Origin of the sequence: Roseicella sp. DB1501 (assembly GCF_013112485.1) — a bacterium.
In the GTDB taxonomy this organism is placed as follows: Bacteria; Pseudomonadota; Alphaproteobacteria; order Acetobacterales; family Acetobacteraceae; genus Paracraurococcus.
Map to the genome: position 1 here is coordinate 394,998 of NZ_JABFHG010000001.1, position 11,762 is coordinate 406,759.

Sequence of the window (11,762 nt, forward strand, 5' to 3'; positions counted from 1 at the left end):
AGAATGAGCGACGACACGGCAAAACCACAGGCCTCCCGCTCCGCACGGCGCGACATGCTGCTCGGCAGCGCGGCCGGCCTCGCCGCCACGCTCTTCGCGCCGGCCAGGGCACAGCAGAGCCCGGCCCCGGCGCCGCAGCCGGGCGCCGGTTCCGGTCAGAAGCCGAACATCCTGGTGATCTACGGCGACGATATCGGCTTGTGGAACATCAGCTACAACAACCGCGGCGATATGCAGTACCGCACGCCGAACATCGACCGCATCCATGCCGAGGGCGCGACCTTCAGCGACTATTACAGCGAGCAGAGCTGCACTGCCGGCCGTGCCGCCTTCATCACCGGCCAGTCCCCGGTGCGCACCGGCCTCACCAAGGTCGGCGTGCCGGGCGCGGCGATCGGGTTGCAGAAGGAAGACCCCACCATCGCCGAGCTGCTGAAGCCGCTCGGCTACGCCAACGGCCAGTTCGGCAAGAACCACCTAGGCGACAAGGACGAGTACCTGCCGACGCAGCACGGCTTCGACGAGTTCTTCGGCAACCTCTACCACCTGAACGCCGAGGAGGAGCCGGAGCGGCCGAACTATCCGCAGGACCCGGAATTCCGCCGCCGCTTCGGCCCGCGCGGCGTGATCCGCAGCTTCGCCGATGGCCGCATCGAGGATACCGGGCCGCTCAACAAGAAGCGGATGGAGACGATCGACGACGAGACGACGGCCGCCTGCATCGACTTCATCGACCGCCAGCACCGCGCGGGCAAGCCCTTCTTCATCTGGCACAACGCCACGCGCATGCACATCTACACGCACGTCCCGCCGGCCTATGATGGTAAGACGGGCCTGAATTTCTATGCTGACGGCATGGTGCAGCATGACGACCATGTCGGGTTGATCCTGAAGAAGCTCGACGACCTCGGCATCGCCGACAACACCCTCGTGGTCTATTCCACGGATAATGGCCCGCATTTCAACGAATGGCCGGACGGCGCCATCACCCCCTATCGCAGCGAGAAGGACACGAATTGGGAAGGCGGCTACCGCGTGCCCTGCGCCGTCCGCTGGCCCGGGAAGATCCCGGCCGGCAAGCGCATCACTGGCATCGTGCAGGCCAATGACTGGATGCCCACCCTGCTCGCCGCCGCCGGCGTACCGGATATCAAGGAGAAGCTGCTGACCGGCCATGCCGCGGGGGACAAGACCTTCAAGGTGCATCTCGACGGCTACAACCAGCTTCCCACCCTGACCGGTGACACGCCGAGCCCGCGCAAGGAATTTTTCTACTTCAACGATGATGGTGATCTGGTCGCCGTGCGCCACGAGCGCTTCAAGATCATCTTCGGCGAGCAACGCGCGCACCAGTTCCAGGTCTGGTCGGAACCTTTCGTGCGGTTGCGCGTGCCCTTGCTCATCGACCTTAAGATGGATCCTTTCGAGCGGGCGCCGGTTGACTCAAACAACTACAACCATTGGCTGATCACCAACGCGTTTCTGATCCAGGCGTCGCAGGGAATCGTTGCCAGGTTCGTGGAGAGCTTCAAGGAGTTTCCGCCGCGGCAGGAGCCGGCCTCCTTCAACGTCGACCAGATCCTGCGGCAGATGACGCGGGCGGCGAGCGGGGTCGGGAAATGAGCGGCGGCGCGGCCGCACCTCACATCGCAGCCGCGCCAAGCACTGCCGCGCGCGCGGCCTTCGCCGAGCTGCGCGCGCGCATGGGCCAGGCCATCATCGGCCAGGAGCGGGTGATCGAGCGGCTGCTGATCGCCCTGCTGGCCGATGGCAACGTGCTGGTCGAAGGGCTTCCGGGCGTCGCCAAGACGCGGGCGGTGAAAGCGCTGGCGCGGAATCTCGAGGCGCCCTTCCGCCGCATCCAGTTCACGCCGGACCTGCTGCCCGCCGATGTGGTGGGCAGCGACATCTACGAGGCGCAGACCGCCGCCTTCCGCTTCGAGCCCGGCCCGGTCTTCGGCAGCATCGTGCTGGTGGACGAGATCAACCGCGCCCCCGCCAAGGTGCAGTCGGCGCTGCTCGAGGCGATGGAGGAGCGGCAGGTCACCGTCGGCGGCACCACCCATCCGCTGCCTCGGCTGTTCATGGTGATGGCGACGCAGAACCCGATCGAGCAGGAGGGCACCTACCCGCTGCCCGAGGCGCAGCTCGACCGCTTCCTGATGAAGGTCGATGTCGATTACCCGCCCGATGCCGACGAGCGCGCCATCCTGCGGCTGGTGCGCGGCGAGGAACAGGCGCGCCAGGCGACGGACCGGGCCGCACCGCCGCCGCCCATCGCGCAGGAGGCGGTCTTCGCCGCCCGCGCCGAGCTGGCGCATCTCGCCGTCGCCGAGGCGGTGGAGGATTACGTGGTGGCGCTGGTCTGCGCCACCCGCGCGCCGGCCGCGCTGGACCGCGAGCTCGGCAGCTGGATCGAGGTCGGCGCCAGCCCGCGCGCCACCATCGCGCTCGACCGCGCGGCCCGCGCCCATGCCTGGCTCGCCGGGCAGGCCTATGTCACGCCCGAGAACGTGCGCGCCGTGACCCCCGACGTGCTGCGCCACCGGCTGATCCTCAGCTATGAAGCGAGCGCCGCGCGCGTCTCCGCCGATGCGGCCGTGGAGAAGCTGCTCTCGCTCGTTGCGGTGGCCTGAGCGCATGGCGGAGGCCGCTCCCGATCCGCGCCTGATCCCGACGCTCGGCAGCCTGATCCGGGCGCAGTTCCAGGCGCGCGGCTTCTCCTTCCTGCACCGCCAGCCGGTGACCAGCCTGCTCGCCGGCCGTCGCGCCTCGCGCATCCGCGGCCGTGGCCTCGCCTTCGAGGAGATCCGCGCCTACCGGCCGGGTGACGACGTGCGGCAGATCGACTGGCGGGCCAGCGCACGCACCGGCCGCACCCAGACCCGGGTCTTCACCGAGGAGCGCGACCGCCCCACCCTGCTGCTGGTCGACCTCACCGCCGCGACGGTCTTCGGCAGCGTGCACGCCACCAAGACGGCGGTGATCGCCGAGAGCGCCGCCCTCGCCGCTTGGCTGGCCCTGCGCTTCGGCGACCGCGTCGGCGCCATCCTGTTCGGCGATGACGGGCTGGAGGAGCACCGGCCGCAGCGCAGCCGGGCGGCGGTGATGCGGGTGCTGGGGGCGATCGCCGGGCGCGCTGCGGCCCTGGCCGGGGCGCCGCCGCGGCCGGTCGAGGCCGCGCCGCTCAATGCCGCGCTCGCCCGCGCCGAGGCGGTCGCCGGCCATGACTGGCTGGTGCTGGTGGCGGCCGACCTGCAGGCCTTCGACCTCGCCGCCGGGCGGGCGATCGGTCGGCTCGCGCGGCACAACGACGTGGTGGCGATCGGCGTCTCGGACCCGCTCGAGCGCGCGCTGCCGGCCGCCCCCTGGCGCGGCCGCGCCACCGATGACGGCCGCCGGGTCGTGGTGCTCGACCCGGCGCGGGGCGGGCTCGGCGCGCAGGTCGCCGCCGAGCATGCACGCCGGATCGAGGCGGTGCGGCGGGGCGGGTTGCGGCTGCAGACGCCGGTGCTGCCGATCGGGACCGAGGAAGACGCCGCGCCGCAGCTCCGCCGCCTGCTCGGCGGGGCGGCGGCGCCGCATCGCCGCGGGCCGGGCGCATGAACCCGGCCGACATGCCGAGCCGCGAGGCGATGCAGGGGCTCCTGGCGCCGCCGCCCGTGCCCTTCTGGCCGGCGACGCCGGCCTGGGCGGCGCTCCTGCTGCTGCTGCTCGCCCTCATCGGCTGGCTCGCCTGGCGGGGCTGGCGCGCCTGGCGCCGCGACGCCTATCGGCGGGAGGCGCTGCGGGCGCTCGCCGGGGCTGGGCCGGCGGCGATCGCCGCGATCCTCAAGCGCACCGCGCTCGCCGCCTGGCCACGCGAGCGGGTGGCGGCGCTCAGCGGCTCCGGCTGGGCCGCCTTCCTGCGCCGCAGCGCGCCGCGCGCCGGGCTCGACGCGGCGACGGCGGCGGCGCTCGCCGCCCTGGCGCATGCGCCCGCCGCGGCTGCGACGCCGGGGCTGCGCGATGCCGCCGCCCGCTGGATCCGCCGCCATGACCCTCGGCTCTGATCAGTTCGCGCTCGATCACCCCTGGGCGCTGGCGCTGCTGCCGCTGCCGCTGCTTGCCTGGCTGCTGCTGCCCGCCTATCGCCCGCCCGGGGTGGCGCTGCGCCTGCCCGCGCTCGGCCGCCTCACCGCCGGGGCCGGCGCCGCCCCGCCCGCGGCGGCGCGTCTGGGCCGCTGGCGCGCGGCGATGGCGCTGCTCGCCTGGGCCTTGCTCGTCATCGCCCTCGCCGCGCCGGTGCGCATCGAGCCGCCGCTGACGCGCGAGACCGGCGGCCGCGACGTGCTGCTCGCCCTCGACCTCTCGGGCTCGATGGCGACCGAAGACATGGCCGGGCCGGACGGCGGCAGGCTCAGCCGGCTGGACGCCGCGCGCGCGGTGCTGAAGCAGTTCGTCGCGCGGCGGAAGGACGACCGGCTCGGCCTCATCGTCTTCGGCAGCGCGGCCTTCGTGCTCGCCCCCTTCACCCGCGACCACGACGCGCTGCTCGCCCTGCTCGACGAGACCTTCCCGCGCATGGCCGGGCCGCAGACGATGCTCGGCGACGCCATCGGCCTCGCCGCGCAGAGCTTCGAGCGCGCGCAGGTGTCCGGGCGGCTGCTGGTGCTGCTCACCGATGGCAACGACACCGGCAGCCGCGTGCCGCCGGCCCGCGCCGCGGCGATCGCCGCCGGGTTCGGGGTGAAGATCGACGCGGTCTCGCTCGGCGATCCGGCGGCGGCGGGCGAGACCGCGCTCGACCTCGCGGCGCTGGACGCGATCGCGGCGGCCACCCACGGCGCGCATCTGCATGCCGATGATCCGGCGGCGCTGGCCGAGGCCTACCGGCAGATCGACGCCATGGAGCCGACGCCGGCCCAGGCCGTCTCCTGGCGGCCGCGCAGCCCGCTCTTCGCCTGGCCACTCGGCGGCTTCGCCGGGCTGGCCGTGCTGCTGCTCGGTCCCGGCCTCGCCCCCGCGGGGCGGCGGGCGGCATGAGCGCGCTGCTCGCCGCCTTCCATTTCCTTCGCCCCTGGTGGCTGCTGCTGGCGCTGGCCGGGCCGGCGGCGCTGTGGCTCGAGCGGGCCAGCCGGCGCGCGGCGGGCGGCTGGCGCGGCGTGGTGGCGCCGCATCTGCTCCGGGCGCTGCTGGTCGCCGATGGCGCGCGGCCGCGCCTCCGCCCGGCGACCGTCGCACTGCTGCTCTTCCCCGTGCTGGCCCTCGCTCTCGCCGGCCCGACCTGGCGGCGCGAGCCAAGCCCCTTCGTCGCCGACAGCGCGCGGTTGGTGGTGGCCCTCGATCTCTCCCGCGCCGCCGAGCCCGCGCTCGCCGCCGGGAAGCGCAAGGTGCGCGACCTGCTGATCGCCCGCGCCGGGACGCGCATCGGCCTTCTCGCCTATGCCGGCACCGCGCATCCGGCGCTGCCGCCGACCGACGATCCGCGGCTGGTGGAGAGCTATCTCGACGCGCTCTCGCCCCAGGTGATGCCGCGCGACGGCACGGCCGCGGGCGCCGCCCTCCGGGCCGCGCTGGCGATGCTCGGCGACGCGCCGGGCGGCGCGGGCACGGTGGTCTTCGTCACGCCCGGCGTGCCGGCGACCGAGGCGGCGGCGTTCCGGGCCGCGGCGGCGGAGGCAGGGCCGCATGCGGTGGTGGTGCTGGCGACCGGTCCCGGCCCCCTCGCCGGCGCGCCAGGCGCCCGGCTGGTCGCGGCCACGCCCAACGGCGCCGATGTCGCGCGGGTCGCGGGCCTCGCCCTCAGCCACTTCGCCGCCGCGCGGGCCGAAGACCCGACCCAGCGCTGGCAGGATATGGGCCCCTGGGTGGCGCTGCTCGCCGCGCCCCTGGCGCTGCTCTTCGCCCGCCGCGGCTTCCTGGCAATGGCGCTGCTGCTGCTGCTGCTCGGCGCGGCGCCGGCGATGGCAGCCGATGGCGATCTCGGCTGGTTCTGGCGGCTCTGGCTGACCCCCGACCAGCGGGCACAGCTGCTGCTCGACCGCGGCGAGCCGGCGCGCGCCGCGGGGTTGTTCACCGACCCGGTGCGGCGCGGCGTTGCCCTCTACCAGGCCGGCGACTACCAGGGCGCGGCCACCGCCTTCGCCCAGGCGGGCACGGCCATGGCGGCCTACGACCTCGGCAATGCCCATATGATGCTGCCGCGCGACTGGGAGGCGGCGATCGCCGCCTATGACCGCGCGCTGGCGCTGCAGCCCGACTTTTCGGCCGCCCGCGCGAACCGCGAACTGGCCCAGGCCTTCCTGCGTGTCTGGCAGGCCGCCTCGGCGGATCGCGCCGCCAACCAGACCGACGACCCCGGCGCCCGGCCGCCCGATCCGAGCCAGCTGGTGGCCGACCAGCCGCCGCAGCCCCCGGGGCAGCAGCCGCAGCAGCCGGGCGATACGCCCGGCCAGGGCCTCTCGGATGGCGAGATCCAGGCGATGTGGATGCGCCGCGTCGGCGGCACCCCGGCCGATTTCCTGCGCCTGCGCTTCGCCCGCCAGGCGGCGGGCGGCGCGCCGTGAGGCGCCTCGCCCTGCTGCTGCCGCTGCTCGGCCCGCCGGCGGCGATGGCGCAGGAGCAGCCGGAGCTGCTGCTGCGGCTCACCCTCTCGCCGCAGCAGCCCGTGGCGGTGAAGCAGCGGGTGACGGTGACGCTGACGGCGCTGACGCCAGTGCGCTTCATCGACCCGCCGCGCTGGCCCGATCTCGTCATCGCCAGCGGCCGTGCCGTGGTGCTGCCCGAGGCCGATACCGTGCCGGGAACCGAGCGGGTCGGCGGCGCGAGCTATGCGGCGCTGCAACGCAGCTACGCGCTGTTCCCGGCGAGCCCCGGCGAGATCGTGCTGGCGCCGGTGGAGATGCGCCTGCGCGTGGGCGGCGCCGCAGGCCAGCCCGTCGAGGCGAGTGCCGCCACCGCGCCGGCGCGCCTCACCGCGCGACTGCCGCCCGGCATCGGCGATGTCGGGCGCCTCGTCGTCTCGCCCGACTTCCGGCTGGAGAGCTCGACCGAGGGCGCCGAGGGCACGGTGCGCGTCGGCCAGGCGGTGACGCGCCGGCTGCGCATGGCGGCCGAGGACAGCACCGCCATGCTGCTGCCGCCGGCCCCCTGGGGCGAGCCCGCGAGGCTGCGCGTCTATGCCGATCCGCCGGTGCTGCAGGATCGCACCGAACGCGGCACCCTGCATGCCGAGCGGCGCGAGAGCGCGGCCTATGTGCCGCAGCAGCCGGGCCCGGTCGAGTTGCCGGGCTTCGCCGTGCAATGGTTCGACCCCCGCCGCGGCACCCTGCAGAGCCTGGCGGTGCCGCCGGTTCGCTTCACCGCATTGCCCGCCGCCGAGGTCGTCGCCCCGGCGGGGCGGCGCTCCCCGGCGCTCCTGGCCGCGCTCGCAGCGGGGCTGCTGGCCATCGGCGCGCTCGGCTGGTGGCTGGCCCGGCGACGCGCCCGCCGCCTGCCCTCGCCGCTCGCCGCCCTCGCCCTCGCCTGCCGGGCCGATGACGGGCAGGCGGCCATGACGGCGCTCTACCGCTGGGCGGAGGCCCATTCGGCGCGCGGCGAGGAGCGGGGCGTGGCGAGCCTGGCCGAGCGCGCGGGCGTGCCCGCGCTGGCGACCGAGGCGACCGCGCTCGAGGCGAGGCTCTATGGCGGCGCCCCCGGCCCGACCTGGCGTGGCGAGCCGCTGCTCGCCGCGGCCCGGCAGGCGGAGCGACGGCTGCGCCATCCCGCGCGGGCCGGCGGGACGAAGGCCGCGCTGCCGCCGCTCAACCCTTCGGGCGCCGCATCCGCGCCGCGGCTGACCGAACCACGCTGGGCGCGATAGCAAGCAGGAGGATCGCATGTCGCCTATCTCCACCCTGCCCCGCCGGAGCCTTGCCGGGCTGCTGCTCGCTGCGGCGGCCACGGCCCCGGCCCAGGTCCACGCGCAGGCGCAGGCGGATCCGCTGCCTTCCTGGCGCGACGGCGAGGCCAGGCGGGCGATCCTCGACTTCCTGCGCGCGGTGACGACGGAGGGCGGCCGCGAGTACCGGCCGCCGGAGGAGCGCCTCGCCGTGTTCGACAATGACGGGACGCTCTGGGTGGAGCAGCCGATCTACACCCAGGTCGTCTTCGCCTTCGACCGCCTGCGCGCCATGGCGCCGCAGCACCCGGACTGGGCGAGCCGCGAGCCCTTCCGCGCGGCGATCTCCGGGGACAAGGCGGCCCTCGCCGCGGCCGGCGAGAAGGCGATCGTCGAGATCATCGCCGCGACGCATACCGGCATGACGCCGGAAGCCTTCCGCCAGACCGCGCTGGACTGGCTGGCGACCGCCCGCCACCCGCGCTTCGACCGGCCCTACACCGAATGCATCTACCAGCCGATGCTGGAGGTGATGCGGCTGTTCCGGGCGCAGGGCTTCCGCACCTGCATCGTCTCCGGCGGCACCACCGAGTTCATGCGCCCCTGGGCCGAGCGGGTCTATGGCGTGCCGCCGGGGCAGGTGGTCGGCACCACCTTCAAGCTCCGCTACGAGCTGCAGCGGAACCGGGGCGAGCTGCTGACCCTGCCGGAGATCGACGCGGTCGATGACGGGCCGGGCAAGCCCGTGGGCATCTCGCGCTTCATCGGCCAGCGGCCCCTCGCCGCCTTCGGCAATTCCGATGGCGATTACGAGATGCTGCAATACACGACCACGGGCGATGGCCGGCGCCTCGGCATGATCGTGCACCACGATGATGCCGAGCGCGAATTCGCTTACGACCGGCTCTCGCCCATCGGCCGGCTCGACCGCGCGCTGCGCGATGCGCCGGCGGCGGGCTGGCAGTTGATCTCGATGCGGCAGGATTGGGGGCAGGTGCTTCCGTGACGGCCGGCGGCGATTCATGACAGCGGCCGTTGATGGGGTGCCATCAACGGCCGCCGCAATCGCCGTGTCGCCGGCAGGGATGCGCCGTCAGTCGCCGCCGCCGGATGCCGCGCTTTCCATCTGCTGTATCACGCGGTCCAGGTTGAAGCTGTCCGGCTTCTGCCGCAGCGGGAAATCGCGGAAGGTCTGGAGGAACTGCCCCGCCATGGCCTGGGCCGGCACCAGCAGGAAGACGCGGCGGATCAGCCAGTCATTATAGGTGTTGCTGCTGTCATCGGCCCGCTCATAGGGGTCCATGCGCAGGTCGAAGAGCTTCGGCACCCGCAGATCGACGAAGGGCTCGCGCCACACGCCGAAGCCGACGCCCCTGTTCTCCATGAACACGACCTTCCAGCGCTCGTAGCGCATGGCGACGAGCTGGGTGTCGTCGTTGAAGTAGAAGAATTCCTTGCGCGGACCCTCCTGGGTCTGGCCGGTCAGCAGCGGCAGCTGGTTGTAGCCGTCCAGATGCACCTTGTAGGTCCGGCCACCCACGGCGAAGCCGGCTTTCAGCTTGTCCTTGATGTCGGTGTCGCCGGCCGCGGCGACCAGGGTGGGGAACCAGTCCATCCCGGCGAAGAGCTGGTTGGTGACGCCGGACTGGATCTTGCCGGGCCAGCGGATCGCCGCCGGCACGCGATAGGCGCCTTCCCAATTCGAATTCTTCTCGCTCCGAAAGGGGGTGACGGCCGCATCCGGCCAGGCATTGAAATGCGGGCCGTTATCGGTCGAGTAGACGAGGATGGTGTTGTCGGCGATGCCGAGGTCGTCGATCTTCTTCAGGATCTTCCCGACCCAGTCGTCATGCTGCAGCATGCCGTCGGCATATTCGTTCAGCCCGGATCTTCCCCGCCACGCTTCCGGCACATGCGTATAGAGGTGCATGCGCGTGGCATTCAGCCAGACGAACATCGGCTTGCCGGCCGCGTGCTGGCGATCCATGAAGTCCAGGCCGGCGACGAGGAACTCGTCATCGACCGTTTCCATGCGCTTCTTGTTGAGCGGTCCGGTATTCTCGATGCGCCCGTCCGCCCAGCTCTTGATCACGCCCCGCGGGCCGAAGCGACGGCGGAATTCGGGATTCTGCGGATAGTCGGGATTCTCGGGCTCCTCCTCGGCGTTCAGGTGGTAGAGATTGCCGAAGAACTCGTCGAAGCCATGCGCGGTCGGCAGGTGCTCGTCGCGGTCGCCGAGATGGTTCTTGCCGAACTGGCCGGTCGCGTAGCCCATGCCCTTCAGGACGGTGGCGATGGTCGGATCCTCGGCTTGCATGCCGGCCTTCGCGCCAGGAAGCCCGACCTTCGACAGGCCGGTGCGCAAGGTGCACTGGCCGGTGATGAAGGTGGAGCGGCCCGCGGTGCAGGATTGCTCGGCATAGTAGTCGGTGAAGGTCATGCCTTCGTTGTGGACGCGGTCGATATTGGGCGTGCGGAAGCCCATCAGGCCGCGCGTATAGTAGCTGATGTTCGACTGGCCGACGTCATCGCCGAAGATGACCACGATGTTCGGCTTCCGATCGCCCGATGCCGACGCCGTGCCCTGCGCGGATGGCGCGGGCCGAGCCGCCGGCTGCTGCGATTGGGCGAGCGTCGGCCCGGCGAAGGCGGGTGCTGCGACGCCGGCGATGCTGCCGAGCAGCATGCTGCGGCGGTTCGGTGCCTGACTCATCCGGTTCCCCTCCATCACTCCGCGTCCGCGATCCTGCGACGCGGCGTCCGTCGACGCGCTTCGGTGCGGCGCGATGCTCCATGCCGCCGTTCGGAACGCTCGGCCGATTGCGGGAGAGGCGGCCGGCGGGCGCTCGGTCGGGGCGTCTTCCGCCACGCGACCGAGACGGGAAGCGAGGCCGCTGCCGCTCCTGGCCGGAAAGCCGGATCCATGTCCTCATCCCCGCAATCCGTCGCTGCGGAAATTCTATTTGTGCCGCGTGAGTGCCGGTATGAGGTGACGACCCCAGGCGATGCGCTTCGTCACCCCGGGGAGCCATGGGCTGGCATGGAGTGCAGGCTGTTCTCGAGGGCCGGCTACCGATCCGGCCGTCCCGGCCCTGCGAAGGTGATGTTGTTCCGCTCGGCGAAGCGCACGACATCCAGCACGCTATGCGCGTGGATCTTCCGCATCAGCGAGGCGCGATGCGATTCCACCGTCTTGAAGCTGATGCCGAGCCGGTGCGCGATCTCCTTGTTGGCGAGGCCTTCGCAGATCGCCTGCGCCACCTCCCGCTCCCGCAGGGTAAGCGGCTCCTGCTCGGCGAGCTTGGTGCCGGCGCCGCGCAGATACTCATCGAGTATATGGACAGACGCGGACGGGTTGAGGAACGGCTTTCCGGCCGCCAGCGCTTCGACGGCGGCCATGATCAAGCGGTCCGCATCGGATTTGAGCAGATAGCCCCGCGCCCCGGCAGAAAACACTTCCCGGATGAGTTCCTCGCTGTCTACCATGGTGAAGATCAGGACTGCGCTCTTCGGGCTGACCTGCCTGAGGTGGCGGGTTGCGTCCAATCCGTTCATCTTCGGCATGGCAATGTCGATGATGACGACATCCGGCTGCAGGTCACGTGCCAGTTCTATGCCGGCTCGTCCGTCAGCCGCTTCGCCGACGACGGTCCAATCCGCCCGTGTCTCGAGCATCGCGCGCAGGCCGCGCCGGACCACGCCATGATCATCGAGGATCAGGATATTCACCAAGGGTTCACCTCCCCGGTCTCGGCACCGTGCATACAATCAACGCGCGAGGTGATGCAGGTCTGTCGTCAGGTAGTTTAGACGATCCGGAGGCCGGTGTTTATCGGGTCCACACCTGAGGCATGGCTTTTCGGGTTGCTTTTGCCCACAATGAAATAATTTGGCGGGGATT

At 72.2% G+C, this 11,762-nt stretch carries 10 protein-coding genes; 8 read left to right on the plus strand and 2 right to left on the minus strand.

All coding sequences use genetic code 11. From position 1 onward, the window contains the following. Window positions 1–3 precede the first annotated feature (3 nt). Genes HJG45_RS01915 through HJG45_RS01950 form a run of 8 tightly spaced genes read left to right on the plus strand, consistent with a single transcriptional unit; the run spans window position 4 to window position 8,867 of the window. A complete protein-coding gene (locus HJG45_RS01915) occupies window positions 4–1,623 on the plus strand; it encodes an arylsulfatase (protein WP_171610371.1) in 1,620 nt (539 codons plus the stop codon). Then, a complete protein-coding gene (locus tag HJG45_RS01920) occupies window positions 1,620–2,636 on the plus strand; it encodes a MoxR family ATPase (protein ID WP_171610372.1) in 1,017 nt (338 codons plus the stop codon). Before HJG45_RS01915 ends, HJG45_RS01920 begins: the two co-directional genes overlap by 4 nt. A 4-nt stretch (window positions 2,637–2,640) precedes the next feature. Further along, window positions 2,641–3,606, plus strand: coding sequence for a DUF58 domain-containing protein (locus HJG45_RS01925; protein WP_171610373.1), 966 nt, complete (start codon window positions 2,641–2,643; stop codon window positions 3,604–3,606). Then, entirely contained in the window at window positions 3,603–4,052 is a 450-nt protein-coding gene (locus HJG45_RS01930) for a DUF4381 family protein (RefSeq protein WP_171610374.1), read from the plus strand. Before HJG45_RS01925 ends, HJG45_RS01930 begins: the two co-directional genes overlap by 4 nt. Continuing rightward, on the plus strand, window positions 4,036–5,025 hold the full coding sequence (locus tag HJG45_RS01935) for a VWA domain-containing protein (RefSeq protein ID WP_171610375.1): 990 nt from the start codon (window positions 4,036–4,038) through the stop codon (window positions 5,023–5,025). The genes HJG45_RS01930 and HJG45_RS01935 overlap by 17 nt, the downstream gene beginning before the upstream one ends. Then, window positions 5,022–6,548 carry a VWA domain-containing protein gene (locus HJG45_RS01940; RefSeq protein ID WP_171610376.1) on the plus strand — a complete coding sequence of 509 codons (1,527 nt, stop codon included), beginning with the start codon at window positions 5,022–5,024 and terminating at the stop codon, window positions 6,546–6,548. The genes HJG45_RS01935 and HJG45_RS01940 overlap by 4 nt, the downstream gene beginning before the upstream one ends. Further along, window positions 6,545–7,843: a BatD family protein gene (locus HJG45_RS01945; RefSeq protein WP_171610377.1), complete on the plus strand. Its 1,299-nt coding sequence runs from the start codon at window positions 6,545–6,547 to the stop codon at window positions 7,841–7,843. Before HJG45_RS01940 ends, HJG45_RS01945 begins: the two co-directional genes overlap by 4 nt. A 16-nt stretch (window positions 7,844–7,859) precedes the next feature. Next, the gene (locus HJG45_RS01950) at window positions 7,860–8,867 is read left to right on the plus strand and encodes an HAD family phosphatase (RefSeq protein ID WP_171610378.1); all 1,008 of its coding nucleotides are present in this window, start codon (window positions 7,860–7,862) and stop codon (window positions 8,865–8,867) included. An 87-nt stretch (window positions 8,868–8,954) separates the two neighbouring features. Here the strand turns inward: HJG45_RS01950 and HJG45_RS01955 are convergent, their stop codons facing one another. Further along, window positions 8,955–10,574 carry an arylsulfatase gene (locus tag HJG45_RS01955; RefSeq protein WP_217362794.1) on the minus strand — a complete coding sequence of 540 codons (1,620 nt, stop codon included), beginning with the start codon at window positions 10,572–10,574 and terminating at the stop codon, window positions 8,955–8,957. 356 nt (window positions 10,575–10,930) lie between these two features. After that, a complete protein-coding gene (locus tag HJG45_RS01960; protein WP_368040501.1) occupies window positions 10,931–11,590 on the minus strand; it encodes a response regulator in 660 nt (219 codons plus the stop codon). Window positions 11,591–11,762: the final 172 nt, after the last annotated feature.